12 protein-coding genes, 2 rRNA genes, 1 other RNA gene and 1 pseudogene are annotated in these 20,640 nt (G+C 42.2%); 11 read left to right on the plus strand and 5 right to left on the minus strand.

Annotated elements, in window-relative coordinates:
- Positions 1 to 49: 49 nt before the first annotated feature.
- Positions 50 to 2,938 (plus strand): 23S ribosomal RNA (locus BVU_RS08625).
- A 78-nt stretch (positions 2,939 to 3,016) separates the two neighbouring features.
- A 5S ribosomal RNA gene (gene rrf / locus BVU_RS08630) occupies positions 3,017 to 3,127 on the plus strand.
- A gap of 254 nt (positions 3,128 to 3,381) precedes the next feature.
- Here the strand turns inward: rrf and BVU_RS08640 are convergent.
- Positions 3,382 to 4,398, minus strand: coding sequence for a threonine aldolase family protein (locus tag BVU_RS08640; RefSeq protein ID WP_005842902.1), 1,017 nt, complete (start codon positions 4,396 to 4,398; stop codon positions 3,382 to 3,384).
- Positions 4,399 to 4,563: 165 nt separating this feature from the next.
- Here BVU_RS08640 and BVU_RS08645 point away from each other — a divergent pair, with 165 nt between their 5' ends.
- The 3 genes from BVU_RS08645 to BVU_RS08655 all read left to right on the plus strand — a co-directional run bounded on the left by BVU_RS08645 (position 4,564) and on the right by BVU_RS08655 (position 10,028).
- Entirely contained in the window at positions 4,564 to 7,329 is a 2,766-nt protein-coding gene (locus BVU_RS08645; RefSeq protein WP_011965268.1) for a TonB-dependent receptor, read from the plus strand.
- Between the two features lie 36 nt (positions 7,330 to 7,365).
- Entirely contained in the window at positions 7,366 to 8,943 is a 1,578-nt protein-coding gene (locus BVU_RS08650) for a hypothetical protein (RefSeq protein WP_016271029.1), read from the plus strand.
- Positions 8,944 to 9,056: 113 nt separating this feature from the next.
- Entirely contained in the window at positions 9,057 to 10,028 is a 972-nt protein-coding gene (locus tag BVU_RS08655) for a type I phosphomannose isomerase catalytic subunit (RefSeq protein WP_005849416.1), read from the plus strand.
- 91 nt (positions 10,029 to 10,119) lie between these two features.
- On the opposite strand, the gene BVU_RS08660 is transcribed toward BVU_RS08655, so the two are convergent.
- Complete coding sequence (locus BVU_RS08660; protein ID WP_011965270.1) at positions 10,120 to 11,286, minus strand: lactonase family protein; 1,167 nt, start codon at positions 11,284 to 11,286, stop codon at positions 10,120 to 10,122.
- A 140-nt stretch (positions 11,287 to 11,426) separates the two neighbouring features.
- Between BVU_RS08660 and ssrA the strand changes: the two genes are divergently transcribed.
- Positions 11,427 to 11,823: a transfer-messenger RNA gene (gene ssrA / locus BVU_RS21505) on the plus strand.
- Between the two features lie 257 nt (positions 11,824 to 12,080).
- Here the strand turns inward: ssrA and BVU_RS08665 are convergent.
- Positions 12,081 to 12,959, minus strand: coding sequence for an Rpn family recombination-promoting nuclease/putative transposase (locus tag BVU_RS08665; protein WP_005849412.1), 879 nt, complete (start codon positions 12,957 to 12,959; stop codon positions 12,081 to 12,083).
- A gap of 144 nt (positions 12,960 to 13,103) precedes the next feature.
- On the minus strand, positions 13,104 to 13,328 hold the full coding sequence (locus BVU_RS08670; RefSeq protein WP_041174529.1) for a hypothetical protein: 225 nt from the start codon (positions 13,326 to 13,328) through the stop codon (positions 13,104 to 13,106).
- Between the two features lie 451 nt (positions 13,329 to 13,779).
- Between BVU_RS08670 and BVU_RS22515 the strand changes: the two genes are divergently transcribed.
- The 3 genes and pseudogenes from BVU_RS22515 (at position 13,780) to BVU_RS22720 (ending at position 15,122) form a co-directional block, all read left to right on the plus strand.
- Entirely contained in the window at positions 13,780 to 13,947 is a 168-nt protein-coding gene (locus BVU_RS22515) for a hypothetical protein (protein ID WP_172773437.1), read from the plus strand.
- Positions 13,948 to 14,133: 186 nt separating this feature from the next.
- Positions 14,134 to 14,859 (plus strand): annotated as a pseudogene (locus tag BVU_RS08675) (DUF3871 family protein); the annotation flags it as partial.
- A gap of 140 nt (positions 14,860 to 14,999) precedes the next feature.
- Complete coding sequence (locus BVU_RS22720; RefSeq protein ID WP_257228443.1) at positions 15,000 to 15,122, plus strand: hypothetical protein; 123 nt, start codon at positions 15,000 to 15,002, stop codon at positions 15,120 to 15,122.
- 167 nt (positions 15,123 to 15,289) lie between these two features.
- Here the strand turns inward: BVU_RS22720 and BVU_RS08680 are convergent, their stop codons facing one another.
- Complete coding sequence (locus BVU_RS08680) at positions 15,290 to 15,874, minus strand: RNA polymerase sigma-70 factor (RefSeq protein WP_011965274.1); 585 nt, start codon at positions 15,872 to 15,874, stop codon at positions 15,290 to 15,292.
- A 104-nt stretch (positions 15,875 to 15,978) separates the two neighbouring features.
- On the opposite strand from BVU_RS08680, the gene BVU_RS08685 reads away from it, so the two are divergent.
- Together BVU_RS08685 and BVU_RS08690 are read left to right on the plus strand one after the other, a co-directional pair.
- Complete coding sequence (locus BVU_RS08685; protein ID WP_011965275.1) at positions 15,979 to 16,998, plus strand: FecR family protein; 1,020 nt, start codon at positions 15,979 to 15,981, stop codon at positions 16,996 to 16,998.
- Positions 16,999 to 17,241: 243 nt separating this feature from the next.
- Positions 17,242 to 20,634, plus strand: coding sequence for a SusC/RagA family TonB-linked outer membrane protein (locus BVU_RS08690; protein ID WP_049764179.1), 3,393 nt, complete (start codon positions 17,242 to 17,244; stop codon positions 20,632 to 20,634).
- The last annotated feature ends 6 nt before the right edge of the window (positions 20,635 to 20,640 follow it).

Genomic DNA, 20,640 nt, shown 5'->3' on the forward strand with positions numbered 1-20,640 from the left:
CTGAAAGTATATATCATCCCGCTGGCACGCAAGTGTGAGCGAATGGATAAGGAAAGTAAAAAAGGGCGCATGGCGGATGCCTTGGCTCTCGGAGGCGATGAAGGACGTGATAAGCTGCGATAAGCTTTGGGGAGGTGCAAATGACCTTTGATCCAGAGATTTCCGAATGGGACAACCCAATATCTTGAAGAGGTATTATCTTACTATGTAAGAGGCTAACGCAGGGAACTGAAACATCTTAGTACCTGCAGGAAAAGAAAATAAACAATGATTCCCCCAGTAGTGGCGAGCGAACGGGGAACAGCCCAAACCATCCATGTTACGGCATGTGTGGGGTTGTAGGACTACGCCGTTGCATGAAGACATCAGAGAAGAACTTTCTGGAAAGAAAGACCATAGAGCATGACAGTTGCGTATTCGAATGTTGTCGAAGCATAGTAGTATCCTGAGTAGCGCGGAGCACGAGGAATTCTGCGTGAATCTGCCGGGACCATCCGGTAAGGCTAAATACTCCCGAGAGACCGATAGCGAACCAGTACCGTGAGGGAAAGGTGAAAAGCACTTCGAACAGAAGAGTGAAATAGTTCCTGAAACCGTGCGCCTACAAGCGGTCGGAGCTCGTTAATGAGTGACGGCGTGCCTTTTGCATAATGAACCTACGAGTTGCCTTTGCCGGCAAGGTTAAGTGTGACGACACACGTATCCGAAGCGAAAGCGAGTCTGAACAGGGCGTATAGTCGGCAGTGGCAGACGCGAAACCAAGTGATCTACCCTTGGCCAGGTTGAAGGCTGGGTAACACCAGCTGGAGGACCGCACCAATAAGCGTTGAAAAGCTTCTGGATGAGCTGAGGGTAGGGGTGAAAGGCTAATCAAACTTGGAGATAGCTCGTACTCCCCGAAATGCATTTAGGTGCAGCCTTGCGGGTTACTGATGTGAGGTAGAGCGACTGATAAGATGCGAGGGCTTCACCGCCTATCAAGTCTTGACAAACTCCGAATGCGCATCAGTTCTACCGCAGGAGTGAGGGCATGGGTGCTAAGGTCCGTGCCCGAGAGGAGAAGAATCCGGACCACCTGCTAAGGTCCCGAAATGACAGCTAAGTTAAACTAACGAAGTCTGACTGCTAAGACAGCTAGGATGTTGGCTTGGAAGCAGCCATTCATTTAAAGAGTGCGTAACAGCTCACTAGTCGAGGAGTCGGGCGTGGATAATAATCGGGTATCAAGTTGTCTACCGAAGCAGTGGGATCATTAATATGATCGGTAGGGGAGCATTCCAGTCGGCGTCGAAGGCGTACCGTGAGGTATTCTGGAGCGTCTGGAAAAGCAAATGTAGGTATAAGTAACGATAAAGGGGGCGGGAAACCCCCTCGCCGAAAGACTAAGGTTTCCTGATCAACGCTAATCGGATCAGGGTCAGTCGGGTCCTAAGGCTCAGCCGAACGGCGATGCCGATGGCAGAAACGGTTAATATTCCGTTACTACCTTCAGGAGTGACGTGGAGACGCAGTAGTGACAGTGCCGCCATCTGACGGAATAGATGGTTGAAGGGTGTAGGAGTCGATCATGGCAGGCAAATCCACCATGAGATCCGAACCTGATAGTATGCCGCGTCCTTCGGGACAAGGCAATAGTGCGCGTAAGCATGCTGCCGAGAAAATCCGCTAAACTTAATCCTGGAGGTACCCGTACCGCAAACGGACACACGTAGTCGGGATGAATATTCTAAGGCGCTTGAGTGATTCACGGTTAAGGAACTAGGCAAACTGACCCTGTAACTTCGGGATAAAGGGTCCCTACCCTTTTATGGGAGGGCGCAGAGAATCGGTCCAGGCAACTGTTTAACAAAAACACAGGGCTGTGCCAAATCGAAAGATCCAGTATACAGCCTGACACCTGCCCGGTGCTGGAAGGTTAAGAGGAGATGTCATCGATAAGAGAAGCGTTGAATTGAAGCCCCAGTAAACGGCGGCCGTAACTATAACGGTCCTAAGGTAGCGAAATTCCTTGTCGGGTAAGTTCCGACCTGCACGAATGGTGTAATGATCTGGACGCTGTCTCAACCGTGAGCTCAGTGAAATTGTAGTATCGGTGAAGATGCCGATTACCCGCGATGGGACGAAAAGACCCCGTGAACCTTTACTATAGCTTATCATTGAATCTGGGCACGTGATGTGTAGGATAGGTCGGAGGCTTTGAAGCAGGTACGCCAGTATTTGTGGAGCCGCTGTTGAAATACGACCCTTTATTTGTTTGGATTCTAACCCGTGGATACGGGGACATTGATTGGTGGGTAGTTTGACTGGGGTGGTCGCCTCCAAAAGCGTAACGGAGGCTTCTAAAGGTGCCCTCCGGCCGATTGGTAACCGGCCTTAGAGTGTAATGGCATAAGGGCGCTTGACTGGGAGACTGACAAGTCGATCAGGTAGGAAACTAGAGCATAGTGATCCGGTGTTTCCGTATGGAAGGGACATCGCTCAAAGGATAAAAGGTACTCCGGGGATAACAGGCTGATCCCTCCCAAGAGCTCATATCGACGGAGTGGTTTGGCACCTCGATGTCGGCTCGTCACATCCTGGGGCTGGAGAAGGTCCCAAGGGTTGGGCTGTTCGCCCATTAAAGTGGCACGCGAGCTGGGTTCAGAACGTCGTGAGACAGTTCGGTCTCTATCTATCGTGGGCGTATGAAATTTGCGTGGCTCTGACACTAGTACGAGAGGACCGTGTTGGACAGACCTCTGGTTTGCCGGTTGTGCCGCCAGGTGCATTGCCGGGTATCTAAGTCTGGATCGGATAAGTGCTGAAAGCATCTAAGTACGAAGCCGGCCACAAGATTAGATTTCTCAGGGTCGTTGTAGACTACGACGTTGATAGGATGCAGGTGTAAAGATGGAGACATCAAAGCCGAGCATTACTAATTGCCCGTCCACTTTCCTTATATGTCGGATGGTGTATACCTTTGGTTTTTACTACAGAATGAAATTACGATAACAGCTCAACAATATGTCAACCTTATTCAGGTGGCTATAGCACAAGGGTTCCACCTCTTCCCATTCCGAACAGAGAAGTTAAGCCTTGTCACGCCGATGGTACTGCGTCACAGTGGGAGAGTAGGTAGCCGCCGTTTTGATTGAAGCCTCCGGACTTGAAGAAGTTCCGGAGGCTTTTTTTGTGTACGCACGCATGAAATGTGACCTCTACCGTTTTTTCCCCGTGGGTGTGGGTACCTTTCCCACGGAACTGTCCGGAAGGCTCCGCCATGTCTTTTCTCCGGCAGGGGCAGGTCCGGAAACCCTCACCGGGTACTTATGCCTTGGAATAGGGACTGGAAATAGAACAGGCAGGTCTGAAGGCCTGCCCTGATAGAGAACCGGGAGATGATTATAGAGTCTTTATGCAAGCTATCAGTTTGTCGACATCTTCTTCTGTTGTATCGAAAGAGGTAACAAGTCTCATTTCTCCTATGGTTTCGTTCCAAAAGTAGAAATGATAATATTCTTGTAGCTTATCTTCTTTTTCACGCGGCATGATGAAGAATAATTGGTTGCTCTCCACTGTTTGGGTAAACTTTATATCAGGCATTGTGGAAAGTTTCTTGTACAAGCGTTGCGCCATTGCGTTGGCATGTTGTGCGCATGTTAACCATAGGTTATCTTCAAGGAAGGCTGTGAACTGGCAAGAGATATAACGCATTTTGCTGGCCAATTGGCAAGATTGTTTTCTGGCATAACGTGCTTCCTTTATCAAATCCTGATTGAAAATCACTACACATTCGGCTCCCATCAGTCCGTTCTTTGTTCCTCCCAAAGTCAATGTGTCAACTCCGCAAGCTCCTGATATATCATCAAGACTCATTCCCAATGCTGCCGCGGCATTAGAGATACGGGCACCGTCCATATGCACAAACAGTCCATGCCGGTGTGCAAATTCTGTCAATGTGCATATTTCTTCTGGTTTATAAATTGTTCCTAATTCACTACATTGACTTAGGTAAATTGCTCCGGGCTGAGAATGGTGTTCTATACCAAAGTTAACCATAAATGGTTTTAGTAATTCCGGAGTCAGTTTGCCATCCGGAGTAGGAATTGTGCGCATGAAACAGCCAGTCGCTTTACTGGGGGCACCACATTCATCTACAGCAATGTGAGCTGTGTCGGCACAGAAGATAATATGGTAAGGACGGGTCATTATTTGCAGCGCCATAGTATTACTGCCTGTGCCATTAAAAACAAACAGTGCTTCACATGGACGTGAAAATTGTTCTTTCACTTTGTGGGCGGCTTCTTCTGTCCATGGATCATCTCCATAGCCAAGTGCATGTCCGTTATTGGCCTTCATTAACGCTTCCATGATGCGGGGATGTACACTTGAATTATTGTCAGATGCAAAACTTCTCATATTCTTTTTCTATTTTACAATTTATTTGTAAAGGTAGGAGCTTTTTCAACAAAATGCAATGAAACGTCATTGAAATAAATACGCAAAAGGAGTATCATGCAGATGTATTATACATGTAATGCTTTTATCTGATCTTTGCCATCGGAAAAATAACAAGGTAAAAGTATGATGAAAGCTCAGATGAAAGGCATTAGCCTTATGATAATTCTCTTGATGTTGGTATTGACTGTACAGGCGGCTGCTTTGAGAGGAACTGTAACAGATAAAGCGACTAAAGAGCCACTTATTGGTGCTGCTGTACAGTTAAGTGGTACAAATACAGGAACTATTACTGATGTGGATGGTAATTTCGAACTTGCGGGATTAAGAAATGGAACGTACAAGCTTATTATATCTTATGTGTCTTATTGTACACAGACTGTTGAGGTTACAATAAACGGCATGTTCGAAATAAAAGTAGAACTAGAACAGGATAATCAACAATTAGGAGAAGTTGTGGTTGTAGCGGATGCTAAAAAGAATACGGAGAATGCTATTATTACCCAACAACGTACTAGCTTGGTTATGCAAACGGGAGTTTCTGCCCAGCAGATTACCAAGACGCAAGATAAAGATGCTTCGGAAGTGATTCGCCGTGTACCGGGTATCAGTATAATTGAGGAGAAATTCGTTATGGTACGTGGGCTTTCACAACGGTATAATAATGTGTGGATTAATAATAGTGCCGTACCTAGTTCTGAAGCCGATGCGCGTGCTTTCTCTTTCGATATTATTCCATCGTCGCAGTTGGATAATATGTTGGTAGTGAAATCGCCTGCACCGGAATATCCGGCTGATTTCAGTGGTGGTTTTATTTTAGTGAATACCAAAGATGTTCCTAGCAGTAATCTGTTTACTATTTCGGTTGGAACTAGTTTAAATGATCAGACTCATTTTAAAAAGTTTCTGTATAATAAAGGAAGTGGCACAGATTTTCTAGGTTTCGATAATGGCTTTCGTAGCTTGAAAGGTGGAATCAATGCTGTGCTTAGTCCGATGAACAATGGCTATGATTTATTAAATAATGGGTTAAATAATGACTGGACCGTTAAAGATCGTAGGCCCTTGGCAGATCTTAGCCTGAATATGAATTTCAGCCGTCGCTGGGTGGATAGTAGCGGACGTACTTTGGCTATATTAGGAACAGTGAACTATAGCAATAGCTATAGGACATATCTGGATATGGATAACAATTTGTTTGGTGCTTATGATATGACTCACGATTGTTCTAATTATTTACGTAAAAGTATAGATGACCAATATAATCATAGTGTTCGTATAGGAACTATGCTGAATTTTACTTATATACCTGCCAGTGGTAACAGTCGCTATGAGTTTAAGAATATTTTTAATCAATTAGGGAAAGACCGCTATACTTACCGTAAGGGAACAGATGCACAAAGTGATTATGAAGAGAGTGCGGAATATTATTATCAGAGTCGTACCACTTATAATGGTCAATTTACGGGGAAGCATACATTGGGTAATACCGATAAGTTGGATTGGAGTGCTGGATATTCTTATGCCAATCGGAATATGCCGGACCGCCGTCGATATACTACCGTACTCAATGAGGAGACCAATCAGTTGGAAGTAGAGAACTTGAATGAGATTAATCGGGAGTTTTCCCGATTGGATGAACATATTTTGTCGGCTAACATCAATTATCAGCACGATTTCTCTTTCGGGATTTTTACTCCTAGCCTGAAGGTTGGAGCTTACACGGAGCATCGTGCTCGTGAATATAATACCCGTTTTTTTATCTATAGTTGGAAAAATGGTTTGCCGGGTGCTTATAAAGTAATGAATGTCCCTAATGAATTATTACAAGAGAAGAATTATGGAGAGAATGGACTTTATTTATTGGAACAAGTGGATTGGCGCAATAATTACGAAGGCAATAACCTCTTGAGTGCTGGTTATGTAGGGGGTAATCTTCCGTTGGGCAAATTGAATGTATACGCAGGAGTTCGTTTTGAATATAATAGAATGGAGTTGGTTAGCCATACACAGAAAAACGAGGAAAGCCCCACTAGTGTGTTTTACACGTATGATGACTTTTTCCCGTCTGTAAATGCGGCTTATCGTTTGAATGATAAGCATCAGTTCCGTTTATCTTATGGACGTACTGTGAATCGTCCGGAATTTCGGGAGGTTTCTTCTTCTGTATATTATGATTTTGATCTTGCCAGCAATGTACAAGGTAATTATAATTTAAAGCCTGCTTATATTGATAATTTAGATTTTGGTTATGAGTTTTATCCCAGCAGTGGAGAGCTGATTTCTGTTTCTCTTTTCTATAAAAGGTTTAAGAATCCTATTGAATGGACTTATACTGTATCCGGAGGTACAGACCTTATCTATTCGTATGTCAATGCCAAAGGAGCGGATAATTATGGAGTAGAAGTGGATATACGCAAAAATCTGGATTTTATAGGTATGCGTAATTTTAGTCTTAGTCTGAACGGGGCTTTAATTAAAAGTAAAGTGAAATTTGAGCCGGGAGCCAAAGAGAAGGACCGTCCGATGCAAGGTCAATCTCCATATTTGATTAATGCCGGTTTCTTCTATCAACATGCCGATAGCGGATGGAATGCTGCATTGCTTTATAACCGTATCGGTAAACGTATTATTGGTGTAGGCTGTAGTTTGGGAACCGCAGACAATGAAGTCAGAGTACCCGATTCTTATGAAATGCCCCGTAATGCAGTAGATTTAAGTGTTTCGAAAAAAATTGGTAATCTGGAAATAAAGGTTGCTGTACGCGATTTGTTGGCGGAGAAAGTTTCTTTCAAGCAATTTGAAGAAACTAGACATGGAAAAGTGGCGCAAATTACCCGTCAATACAAATCAGGGCGTAATTTCAATTTGAACATTAACTATACGTTTTAAAATAGAATGAATCTTTCATTATTAACCAATAAACAAATGGAAATGAGAACTGACAAGTTTATGATTTACGTATTCTCAGCAATAATGCTGGGGGGAATGGTTGCTTGTAGCAGTGATGATCCGGAAACTGATACAGGAAACGGTAATGGCAACGGTGGAAATGCCGAAGCTCCTTATGTATGGGGGGCTGAGGGGGCTATTAAAACATGTGACCACTTGTTATTTAATGATGATAAAACAGAGAATGCCAAAGGTACCGTGATAGGAAATGGAGATCAGGAGTTTATTTTTAAGGGTACACAGACTTTGTCCAAAGGAACTTACCTGATGAAAGGATGGATTTATGTGGGGACTGGGTCGGTATTGACCATCGAACCGGGGACTGTTATCAAAGGGGATAAAGATACACAGGCTGCCTTGATTGTAGAACCGGGCGGCAAACTAATAGCCGAGGGTACTAAAGACGCTCCGATTGTTTTTACCTCTGAACAGCCTAAAGGCCAGCGTAAACCGGGAGATTGGGGGGGATTGATTATTTGTGGTAATGCCAAGAATAATCAGGGAGTGTTGAACCAGCAGATTGAAGGAGGTCCACGTACTAAACATGGAGGAAATGATGATGCTGACAATTCAGGTATATTGAGATATGTACGTGTGGAATTTGCTGGTTATCCTTTTCAAAAAGATAAGGAAATTAATGGTATAACTTTTGGATCTGTAGGTAGTGGAACTACCATTGATCATTTACAGGTTTCATATTCCAATGACGACTCTTACGAATGGTTTGGAGGTAATGTAAATTGTAAATATCTAGTGGCTTATAATGGATGGGACGATGAGTTTGATACAGATAATGGCTTCTCCGGTAAGGTCCAATATTGTCTTTCAATCCGTGATCCGAGAATCGCAGATACTTCTCAGTCTAATGGTTTTGAGTCGGATAATTGTGGAGACGCCTCATTGATAGAACCCTATACGACAGCCGTATTTAGTAATGTCACTTTTATCGGACCGTTGGGGCGTGATGCCAACTTTGTTAATAATGAGAGTTATATTACGGGCGGTAGCTTCAATCCTAATAATGGTTCAGCTTTAGGTAAGTTTCAGTCTGCTATGCAGATCCGGCGTTCCAGTCGTTTGAATTGCTTTAATTCAGTAGCTGTAGGGTATCCTGTCGGTTTAATTATTGATGGTGAGAAAGGTAATACAGTTGAGATGGCGAAGGCAGGAAACATAAAGTTGGAGAATATTTGGTTTGCAGGTATGACGGTGGTCGGTTCTGATGCTAACAAAGTATATGATGATGTGCTTTATGATGCCGTGAACAAGCAAATCATTGATGCTGGACAAGAGTCTTATTCTTCTACTTTTTTCAAGACTCAGAAAGGAAATAAAGTATTGACTGATGTCAATGAGTTGAAATTCAAGGACGGGCGTAATATCGGTGTTAATTATATGCCGGATGCAGATAGCCCTGTGTTGACAGCCGCTTCATTTAATGACGCACTGTTGAGCAGCGGTTTTGAGACAGTAGAATATATCGGAGCGTTTGGAACAGATGATAATTGGTTGGATGGCTGGACTAATTTCGATCCTAATAATACAGACTACTAATACACCTTTGAATATACACACATAGCTGTTAATTTTAGGGGATTCTATGCGGTAAAGTCATAGAATTCCCTTATTTTTGTATCCAAACCTAGAAACTATTAATTAATACACCTATGTATCCATTTAAATTTAACCCCATTCTGAAATCCACCATTTGGGGTGGAGAAAAGATTATTCCGTTCAAACATCTGAATATTGAACAGCCTCAGGTTGGCGAAAGTTGGGAAATTTCTAATGTCCCAGGCGATGAGTCTGTTGTTGCTAATGGAACTGAAGCCGGCAAAAATTTGAGCCAGTTGGTAAAAGAATATAAAGGTTCTTTGGTAGGAGAAAGTAATTATCAGCGTTTTGGCGATAATTTTCCCTTGTTGATCAAATTCATTGATGCTTGTGACGACCTCTCTATACAAGTGCATCCGGATGATGAACTGGCCAAGAAGCGTCATAATTCGATGGGCAAGACCGAAATGTGGTATGTTATTGACAATGCCGGGGGGAAAGCACATCTGCGTTCGGGATTAAGTAAAAAAATTACTCCCGATGAATATGCTGCAATGATTGCTGATAATACTATTTGTGATGCATTGGCTGATTATGCCGTACAACCGGGTGATGTGTTTTTCTTGCCTGCAGGACGTATCCATAGTATTGGAGCCGGATGCTTTATTGCTGAGATTCAGCAGACCTCGAATGTGACTTATCGAATTTATGATTTCAATCGTAAGGATAAAAATGGCAATACTCGTGAGTTGCATACAGAATTGTCAAAAGATGCCATAGATTATTCTGTAGAAGAGGATTATCGTACTCATTATACTCCGAAACAGAATGAATCTGTCGAGTTGGTTACCTGTCCGTATTTCACTACTTCTGTTTATGATTTGACTGAAAATATGACGATAGATTATAGTGAACTTGATTCGTTTGTAATTTATATTTGCATGGAAGGTACATGTACGGTAACTGATGGGGATGGTAACTCATTGGAATTGCAAGCCGGTGAATCTATCCTTTTCCCTGCCACAACAAAAGAGGTGAAAGTGACTGTGGAAGGTCATGTTAAGTTCTTGGAAACTTATGTATAAAGATTCGTTTTGTTTTTGATAAAATAAACTGCTGTTTCCAATACATACAACGAAAGCAGCAGTTTATTTTATTAAAAACAATGTTTCCTGTTTAAAAGGTAAACTTCAGGCATACAGGTTTATTGGTTTTTATTGTTTTGCCTGTGTCTTTCAGTAGTCCTGTTTGGGAATCTCTTTCAAATACTTGTATGGAGTTGCTGTCTCTGCAGGCCACTAACAGGTATCGTCCGTTCCGGCTGATAATAAAATTACGTGGATGGATACCAGTCAGCTGATAACCTGTCTTTGTTAATGTTCCTTCTTCCTGATTTATGGAGAAAATAGCGATACCGTCTGCTTTTAAGCGGTTGGATGCATATAGAAATTTTCCATCAGGTGAAATGTGAATATCTCCGCTACCTTTGGCACCCACTGTGTCAGCTTCTATATATTGTATGGCGTTTAATTTTCCTTTGTCGTAAGAGAAAGCTATAACTTTTCCTGAGATTTCATTAATCAGATAAGCGAATTTTTGGTTCGGATGGAAACAAATGTGGCGTGGTCCTGATCCTGATTCTACTTTTATATTAAATTCTTCGGATTCATTCAGCAAGGAATGGGATACACCATCAGTTACATTCTCACTAACAGGAAATACATGAATCTGGTCTGTTCCTAAATCACTGGCAAGTAGATATTTATGGTCTGGAGTGAATTCTATACAATGTAAATGTGGCTGTGTTTGTCTCTCTTTGTCAAGACTATTTCCTGTAAAGGAAATAAGGCGTGTTTCGGATTTTAATTTGCCGTCTTTATCTAGTGGGAAAACGGTAATGCTACCTCCTATATAATTTGCTGTCAGGACAAATTTTTCCGACGGGCTGAGAGTTATATAACAAGGTGCACCGCCGTCAGTGGGTTGAGAATTAAGCAAAGTTAGTTTCTTTTGTTCTTTATCGAATTTGATGGCATTGGCGGTAGAACTTTTTCCGGAATCCTCCCCTACAGCATATATTCTTTCTCCATCAGCCGAAGGAATGAGGAAAGATGGGTTGGATATTCCTTTTATTCCGCTGATATATTGTGAGTTGCCATTTTGTTCATCAAAGTTATAAACCTTGATACCTTCTTCCTCCGGAGTTGCATAACTGCCTACCAACATATACATCATATTCGGATTTTCTTCAACTGTAATTGCTTCCGTTTGTTTCTTGGGAGAGGGTATACAGCCTCCCAGTATCATACTGCTCATACACAATACCATTAATTTTTTGTTCATATTGTCTGATCTGTTAGGATTAGAAAAATTATTTTCAAAGATACATTGTTCTCATTAAAATGCTATAAATAAATGAATAAATAATTGGATATTAACAGAAGTGTGTGTATATTTGTAATCTCTTTATGAGTTACCAGTACGGGGTTGACTGGATTTGACAGCGTGGCTAAGTGGTATGTAAGCATGCAGTGCGTGGTTGATTGGCACTATAATCCCAGTTTTCAAAATTTTATCTGGCAACGAAAATTATGCTCTTGCTGCTTAATCGAATCATAGTAGATTAGCTTTATTTCTGCCAAAGTGGTGGAAACGAGACATCACTCAAAAGCTCTTGTTCCGAAGCGTTTGATCAAGTGGTGCAGTAAAATCGGGAATAGTTAGAGATCCGCCTCGTGTCTCTTACGAAAATTTAGAGGATAAGGTATAAGTTGGTGGCTTCGGTCCTGCTTATACTCGAAAATTTAGGCGAAGATAAGCATGTAGAAAGCGTATGGCTTCCTCGTTTGGACGAGGGTTCGACTCCCTCCAGCTCCACGAATGGATTTGAAAACCGCTGATTTTCAGCGGTTTTTCTTTTGAAAAAATCAGATACTCCCCCTTTTACTCCCCCTGTCTTTTATATTCATTTAACCTGTTCCTGTTAAATACCATAAAAAATGAACTTATTTCTTGATTAGATTGGGACTTGATACTTTTATTACTATGTGTAGATTACTTGTTTCATAAACGAGAAAAGAGGAACCATACGTAATCCATTGTATAGTTCCTCCTAAATACTATGTAAAAAGTTTATATTATAGTTTTTCAATCTCTTCTTTAGACAATCCTGTAGCTCCAATAATTAATTCCATTGCGGTTCCTGATGACTTTAGATAACGGGCGACTTCGATAGCTTTCTTTCTTTCTCCTTCTTCAAGACCTTCCGCCCTTCCTTCTTCACGTTCAGTATTGATATTATCACGAAGGATTACAATGTTATCCAAGTGACGGTAGTAAGCGGCAAGTTCATCTTTAGTCATACTATCCAACTTTAATCTTTCACGGGCCTCCTCAAGACCGGGAGCTGTGGCAGTGGAAGGTATCTCCCCAGTGTTAAGATAGTAGATCCATTCTTCCAGGGGACTTTTTGCTACCTGATTAAAACCGTTCACTTTCAGGATATAATATTCAGGATATAGCTGACTTACCGTATCCACCTTGAATGTCTGTTTCTGGAACGGGGTGAGTTCAAGAAGATCATTAGTGTGGATACCCCTGAATTCCGTCTTTCCATGATAAACGAAGTCTCTGCCATGTCCTAGGGAGAAGTAGACTATATTGACGCTGTATACTTTACGAACCTTGTCATAGCTTTCCCCTCTGTTGATATATTCAGTGACCAGCTTGGAAGTACCGAACAACATACGCTGGAAGTAGGCATATTCATTATTGTTCTGCACCTCTATCAATACCAGCTCACCCTTGGAGTTCTCGGCAAGCATATCCACACGGTTATACTTGTCATACTCATCCTCCTGATTGCTCTCGCTTTCAAGAAGTCTTTGGATAATGATCTTCTCACCCAGTAACGTGGTGAGCAGGCCTTCAAGGACACTGAAGTTTGCCTTGTTCCTGAGCAGACGTTTCATCGCCCAGTCAAAACGGATTATCTGGTTTTTATTATTGCTGTTCATAATGGTCTGATATATTGGTTACTACAAAGATAGGTAAAAAACTCAAGACCTCCAAAATAATATGGGTTATAGTGAAAAGTGGCTATTCTCAACGAACCGCCACTTTGTAATGAATCAATTTGTTTTATCATTCATGAGGGAAATCTATTTCAGAACAATTTTTTGATGTATCCTGTTCAATGACCCTGTGTCCAGTTCGTCTATGCTTATTATATATAAGGTGTCGGTCACATATATTCCGTTCTCTCCAAGAAATATGTATGCGGCATCGAAAAACCAGCCCTCACCTCTTACCCTCATGTCTATTCTGATATCGTTCTGTATCTCACAGATTTTTCTTATAGCCTCAATCAGTTCGGTTCTCTCCATATAATGCTCCTTTATCCGTATACAACAGGGCATCCGGATTTTTGTTTGCGGACTTTTCATTTATATATCAAAAGTATGGCCGTTCATTTTTCCCTCCTGAAACCTTCCAAACCCTTATATATGAGAAAATAGCTTGGAGCATTATTCAGCACCATTAAGATAAGGTGCGTCAGCTTCGAGCGTTATAAAAAGTAATTTTCCGGGTTAAATCTAATTCAGATGATGGTTAGAACTTTAATTCGAGGGATAGCAACGGTACGAGTAGTTTTCACAGCTTTAGTCTTGATTACCCAAAGTATGCAGTCTATCGGAAAGTCAAGTCAGATCGAGGAGGTTTGATGACGGCTTTTCTTTTTTTTCTTCCCCTTTCTTGAATCCTTCAAAGCCTTATATGTGAGAATAATATATAAGAGAATAGAAACGTAATAATAAACAATTGAAAATTAGAGAAATGGGAAATTTGGTAAAAGCATTGAAGATCGCCGCAAATGTAGCGGAGATCATCGTGGCAGGCTCCGTATTGATCGAGCTTGCCGAGAAGTATGGTGGCAGATTGGGAAAGAAAAAATCCGCCACGGGTAAAGTCGAAGCTGTGGATGCGGCGGTGACTGAGAACTAACATAATGTCTTGAACAGTGGATTATGATAAGGGTCAGGACGTAATAATAACAATCCTTGAGGTTACTACATCAATACTCAAGGGAATCAAGAAGCTAAGAAGTTTATTTATAAAAGCAAAGAAATAAACCTCTTGGCTTTTTTTCGTTTATCGGATTTTATTAACAACTAAAAAATAACAAAGAGTATGGAAACAATGACTAATGAACTTACTGTCATTCCAAGAACAATCGGAATGATGACAAGAATGATGGATGTGATTAATACCGAGAATATTGAAGATGCTGTAATCGTATCTGAAGAAGAGCAGGAAGAACATCCCAATTTCATAGAATCGAATACTTCAGGCATTACACTTGAAGAACTTGAGAGAAACTGCATTGTACCCAGTTTCGGAGATAACCAGCTTACAATCAGCCACCAGACATTCATACACCGGATCGAGGAGGCTGCAAGGAGTTATTTTACGGGTGAGAGCTTTGGAAACACGGAAATCAGGGTATCACATAGAATCCTGGGCAGGGTTCCGGGAGCATTAACCAAAAAGAAAGAGGAACTTAAACCTGAGGACGAGACTATCTATTATCAACGTATGGCTTTCTGTTTTCATATCAGGTCTATGAGCAGAATGATGAACGGAGAAGAAGTACATTTATGTATCGGAGGTGTAAGAAGTCTGAACGAGGAAAACCTATACGCCCGAAAATCACCCGAGAAATTCAAGATATTCATAGGATGGAGAGTGAAGGTTTGTTCAAATCTAATGCTGACCAATGATGGTCTGACCGGAAGATTGGAAGTAATGAGTGATGCAGATATATACAGTTCAGCACTACGGTTATTTCAAGACTTTAATCCCGAACAAAATCTCATGCTACTTGAAAATCTGGGAAGAACGAATATTTCACAGGAACATAATCAAAGAAATCTTCGAATTATCACAGCTTGAAGAAAATAAACCGATTTATATAGTGATGAACAAGAAAGAAGGTGCATCGTGCATTACGACACACCTTCTTCTTAGATCAAAGCAAACTTCAATACAACATCATCATGAAATACATTCCTTTCAAATCCGTTCTTCCGATGGATGAGGTGATCCATTGGTTCGAAACGGCATCCGGTGAAAAACTTTTTGTTCCCTATCATTGGGAAACCAAAATTAGTCTTCAATAGCGCCTATATGTCCGCCATGACGACCCTGACTATGCAGCCTGCAGGGTTGGCAGCCTGCAGCAGCTGATGGAACGCAAATTGGGATATATGGATTGGATTTCTGTCTCCGCCACAATCCATAAATGGCTGATGGAAGCGGTGGAAAACTGGACAGCTTCCTGCGGATATCAACCAAAGTCTATAAGCCAAAGATGGAGTAGCGACAGATAGTCTTTTAAAATTACCCTTAGTATTTTTGTAGCTTGATTGATGCGGTAATAAATCGTTTTATCGGAAACGTTGGTGACATCTGCAATCTCCTGCACACTCAGACCTTTGAACTTGTACAGCACAAAAGCGTTTCGGTATTCATCTGGCAGGTTAGCCACCGCCTTGTCTATGTTGTCCATCAAATCTCTTAATTGCCAAAGCGAGTATTCTTCAATGAGGGACTGGTGTAATATATAATAGTTTGTTTCTGCCCGAGCTACAGCTTCTTGCTTTGCAATTAGGTTAAGGCTCTTGTTATGAATCATGCTGAACAGATAGGCTGTCAAGGATTTTTCAGCAGGCAAATCTTGTCTGTTTTCCCATAACCATATCAAGGTGTCCTGTGCGACTTCCTGTGCCTCTTCTTTTACTAAGAATTTATGCGCATATGCATACAGGACTGGATAGAACAGTTTGAATAGCTTCTTAAAAGCTCCCATCTCTCCTTGAGACAGGGATTTCAATAGCCGATTTATTGCTGCCTGATCCGTTTTGTTTTCCATACTCACCTTTTTTTTTGCAAAAATACGTTTTTTTTTTAAATAAATCGAGATTCCATTAGAAAAGACGTGTTGAGGACTGTCTACATCATAAAAGGACAACAATTATGAATGTTTCAAAAGATAGCTTCAGTGATATAGAAGACCTCCTTCCCCGATTTTGTGAAGGAAAAACCAGCCTTGAGGAAACCAGGCTGGTGGAAAAGTGGATGTCGGAGGATGCTGATAACCGTAGATTGGTGCAGCAGATTCTTGCACTCAACCTTGCTGTAGATGCACAGAAATTCGAAGAGGAATCAGACTTGGACAATGCTTTCAATAAGGTAAAAAGAAGGATAAATTCAAGTAGTAAAGCATGGTGGAATTGGGCAATACGGGCTGCTGCTGTATTGTCCATACCACTGCTTTTCAGCACGGTAACATTATATTTGCAACGGCAGGATCAATTGGCACAATTTCAGATTATAACAGCCCATGCTTTTCCTGGTATGCGGAGTAAAGTTTTGCTTCCGGATAGTACGGTAGTCTATCTGAATGCAGGATCCACGTTGAAGTATCCTTCTCGTTTTTCGGAAAGTCTGCGAGAAGTGGAGCTGGAGGGTGAAGGCTATTTCGATGTACGGGCGAACCGGAACTCAAAGTTTGCGGTCAATCTCAAAGACGGCATCTCGATTGAAGTATACGGGACAAAGTTCAATGTTGACGCTTATCAAATAGACAGCATGGTTTCCGCCACACTTCTCGAAGGGTCCATAGGTTTTGCCTATTGTGGGGAAAACGGAAAAAGGATGTTGCATAAGTTGCAGCCCAATCAACGGCTCACTTTTCAGCCAAAGGACAAAAGTTTGAAAATAAACGGTACTGAGGGTTTAACGGAAACAGCTTGGATTGATGGACAGTTCATTTTTAAGGATACTCCCATCAGGGAGGCGCTGTACATCTTGGGCAAACATTTCAATGTAAGGTTCACGCTCAAGCAGTCACTGAATGACTTGTCTTATACAGGAAAATTCACTTCAGAACCTTTGGAACTTATTCTTAAGCATTTTGAAATCTCTACTAATATGCGATGGAGATATCTCGATGATGCAGTAGACGCCAAGAAACGTACAATTGAAATATACTAATACTTTGTTGAACTAAAAAATATATTATGCTTATGGTAAAAGAAAATAGATAGAAAAAACCATGCAGTCTGATATTGGCGTATCAAACTGCATGGGAAATGAATCAAATCCGTTTGGCGACGGAAAAATGAAAACCTTTTTTTATATCAAATACATTACAAAATTATGAAAAAACATCTATTTGTCCAATCAAAACGGGACAATTGTTCATTCAACCCATTGTTAAAGAATTTATCTTTGCGTATGAAGACAAGTGCGTTATTTTTGCTCTGCGCATTAAGTTTGTCCAATGCATCAAACATTCAGGCTCAGAAGGCTAAGGTTTCGGTTGCCCCCGGAGCCTACACTGTACAGTCCATCCTTGACATGATTGAGGGACAGACGGACTATGATTTCTTTTACAGCAATAATCACATTAACTTGGATCGTGTGGTCCATTTGACTGATAATGCAAAAGATGTGAATACCATCCTTACAAAGGTTTTTCGTGGAACCGATGTGACGTTTTCAGTCTTGGATAAGCGGATCATTCTTACTAACGTTTCTACCACAACTGCCAAGCAAACAAGCTATACGGTTAAGGGAAAGGTTGTCGGAATGGATGGGGAGCCCATTATCGGAGCAACTGTGATGGAGGTAGGTACCGATAATGGTACGATTACAGACATTGACGGTGCTTTTCAGCTGACTATCCAGTCATCGGAGAATCGGATAAGAATTTCATATGTCGGTTATAAAGAAATGACGCTGAAAGCAAATATTCTATCCGAAATGATAGTCACAATGTCCGAGGATTCCGAACTCATCGAAGAGGTTGTGGTGGTAGGCTATGGCAAGCAATCTCGTGCGAAAGTGACCAGTGCAATCAGCAAACTGGAAGGTTCCAAACTCCTTCAGGATATGAACGTCTGCAGTTTTGACCAGGCGCTTGCATCAAAGATGCCGGGCGTGAACATCCAGCAGGCGACCGGTGCACCGGGTGCTGGCATTCATATTAAGATCAGGGGTTCCAATTCAATCAACTATTCCAGCCAGCCGTTGATTGTAGTCGACGGCGTTCCCCTCAGCAGTAGTTCCTCCAGTGCTGACATGCAGGGCGAAAGTACAGGGTTCCAATATGGATCAAATCCTCTGTCGATGATTAATCCGGCGGACATTGAAAGTATTGATGTGCTCAAGGATGCAGCTTCAGCGGCGATATATGGTTCGCGCGGTTCCAATGGTGTAGTTATCATCACGACCAAGCAAGGTAAGGTCGGCAAGACGAAAGTGAACTTTAGCATGTATTCCGGTATTTCACAGATTACCAAAAAGGTGGATGTAATGGATGCTTACGAATTGGCCAACTTTACCAAGGATTCTCGCGACATGGCGTATCAGCTTGCCGGTGGTAATCCGGATGACCCGATGGAAATGCGCACCAATCCCAACCACAAATACCCGTCGTACATGGTTCCCTATATTGAGGGAAAGCAAGGCTTGGTCAATACGGATTGGCAGGACGCAATTTACCGTACAGCGTTTCAGCAGAATTATGACTTGAATGTCAGTGGGGGCAATGAACGTATGAACTTCTATGTTTCCGGCAATTTTACAGACCAGGATGGTATCATCATCAATACTGGCATGAAGCGCTATTCGTTGCGTACGAACCTGAACGCAAACATTACGGACAAGCTGAAAATGGGCTTGCGTATGAGTGCGGTTCAATCAGATAACAAGCTCGTGCGTTCAGAGGATGCCTGGTCTCGTGAAGGGCTCGTTATTACGACATTGATGTATCACCCCAATTTGCCGATTTATAACCAGGACGGTACATTGGCAACAGATTTGATGTTGCTTGAGAACCGAGGTGGGGTCAATGTGGCTCAGATACAGAATCCGGTAGCATTGGCTACCATGGTAAAGAATCAACTCACGACGCGTACCTTCAACGGGAATCTTGACTTGGAATACAGTCTGCTGGATAACCTGAAGCTGAAAACCTCTTTTGGGGTCGAAAGTATAGGAATGCACCGAGAGTATTATCGCCCCAAGGGCTTGTCTGCTCGTTATGAGCTTGCACCTACAACAACCTATAACGTGGGTGAAGATACTCGTTCAAGTATTTTTAACTGGATATCCGAGACGAACCTGACATACAATCAGAATTTCGGTGATCATAGTTTGGACTTTATGTTGAACTTCTCAGCCCAGAAAGAAAAGTCCGAATATACTTATCTGCATGGCATGAACTTTCCCAATGACAATGTGACGACCATAAATGCGGCGGCAACAACAAAAGGACGTAGCTATGGACAGGAAGCTGCTATGGTTTCATTCTTGGGCCGTGTCATGTATTCCTACGGTAATAGATATCTGTTTACCGCGTCTTTGAGAAGGGATGGTTCCTCACGCTTTGCAAAAAACACTAGATGGGGTTGGTTCCCGTCTCTTTCAGCAGGTTGGAATATCAGCAAAGAAGCGTTCTATCCGGAAAATGCACTGGTTAATAATCTGAAGTTGCGTGCCAGCTATGGTATTACCGGCAACGCCAATATACCGTACTACGGGGGTACATCTGTCTTGGCTTCTAACAATTATATTTTGGGGAACGGAATTTTCCAGGGTTTTGCACCGGGAAATTCTCCCAATCAGGACCTTTCCTGGGAAAGCACATCGACAGCAAACTTCGGAGTCGATTTCTCCTTGTTCGACAGTAAACTGAGCATAGCTATCGATGCTTACCAGTCTGAGACACGTGATCTGCTTCTTAACGTAACTGTTCCTGCTACTTCTGGCTTTACATCCGCATTACAGAATATCGGAAAGATTCGAAATAGAGGTCTGGAAATCATGCTTTCCACCAATCAGTCATTTGCGTGTGGATTGAACTGGGAAGGATCTTTTGCATTCTCTACCAACAAGAACAAGGTGCTTGCACTCGGTCCGGGGCAGGAGCAGATATTGTTCCGCAGCGGATTGAATGACGACTCCTATATCGTTCAGGTAGGAGAGTCTTTGGGCTCGTTCTATGGCTATAAGGTAAACGGCATTTTCACATCTCAGGAGCAATTTGATACTACCCCGCACCTGGAAGGCCAAAAACAGGGGGTAGGTGACTTCATCTATGCAGATATCAACGGCGACAACAAGGTTGATGCCAATGACCGTACAATCATAGGTAACGCGAATCCCGATTTCACTTGGGGTCTGAACAATACATTCAGATGGAAGGATATCGATTTCGGCTTCGGATTGGAAGGTAAGCATGGAGGAAAGATATTCAATGCCACCCACAGGTACTTGGCTGAAGCATGGGGTAACAACCTCAAAATCTATGGCACGGACAAGGCTCCCCGCAGCGTATGGGCTTACGGAACCAAGAGCCATACCAGACCATCCACATGGCATGTCGAAGACGCATCATTTATTAGAATCCGCAGTATATCCTTAGGATATACATTTCGTAACCTGTTTGGGATTAATATGATTCGTTTATATGCATCGGCTACAAATCCGTTTACATTTACTGACTATTCAGGGTATAATCCCGAGGTGTCAAATAAGGGAGGTAGTGCAATTACTGCCGGCGAAGATTTCGGTAATTACCCTGTATCCAAGTCATTCACCTTTGGTCTCAATGTCTCATTTTAAAACAAA

It is taken from the genome of Phocaeicola vulgatus ATCC 8482, assembly GCF_000012825.1.
Taxonomy (GTDB): domain Bacteria; phylum Bacteroidota; class Bacteroidia; order Bacteroidales; family Bacteroidaceae; genus Phocaeicola; species Phocaeicola vulgatus.

Excerpts from the sequence above, each read along its gene's own strand:
- BVU_RS08640 (WP_005842902.1), bottom strand. The coding sequence starts at position 4,398 with ATGAGAAGTTTTGCATCTGACAATAATTCAAGTGTACATCCCCGCATC.
- BVU_RS08645 (WP_011965268.1), top strand. The coding sequence starts at position 4,564 with ATGATGAAAGCTCAGATGAAAGGCATTAGCCTTATGATAATTCTCTTG.
- BVU_RS08650 (WP_016271029.1), top strand. The coding sequence starts at position 7,366 with ATGGAAATGAGAACTGACAAGTTTATGATTTACGTATTCTCAGCAATA.
- BVU_RS08655 (WP_005849416.1), top strand. The coding sequence starts at position 9,057 with ATGTATCCATTTAAATTTAACCCCATTCTGAAATCCACCATTTGGGGT.
- BVU_RS08660 (WP_011965270.1), bottom strand. The coding sequence starts at position 11,286 with ATGAACAAAAAATTAATGGTATTGTGTATGAGCAGTATGATACTGGGA.
- BVU_RS08665 (WP_005849412.1), bottom strand. The coding sequence starts at position 12,959 with ATGAACAGCAATAATAAAAACCAGATAATCCGTTTTGACTGGGCGATG.
- BVU_RS08670 (WP_041174529.1), bottom strand. The coding sequence starts at position 13,328 with ATGGAGAGAACCGAACTGATTGAGGCTATAAGAAAAATCTGTGAGATA.
- BVU_RS22515 (WP_172773437.1), top strand. The coding sequence starts at position 13,780 with ATGGGAAATTTGGTAAAAGCATTGAAGATCGCCGCAAATGTAGCGGAG.
- BVU_RS22720 (WP_257228443.1), top strand. The coding sequence starts at position 15,000 with ATGAAATACATTCCTTTCAAATCCGTTCTTCCGATGGATGAGGTGATC.
- BVU_RS08680 (WP_011965274.1), bottom strand. The coding sequence starts at position 15,874 with ATGGAAAACAAAACGGATCAGGCAGCAATAAATCGGCTATTGAAATCC.
- BVU_RS08685 (WP_011965275.1), top strand. The coding sequence starts at position 15,979 with ATGAATGTTTCAAAAGATAGCTTCAGTGATATAGAAGACCTCCTTCCC.
- BVU_RS08690 (WP_049764179.1), top strand. The coding sequence starts at position 17,242 with ATGAAGACAAGTGCGTTATTTTTGCTCTGCGCATTAAGTTTGTCCAAT.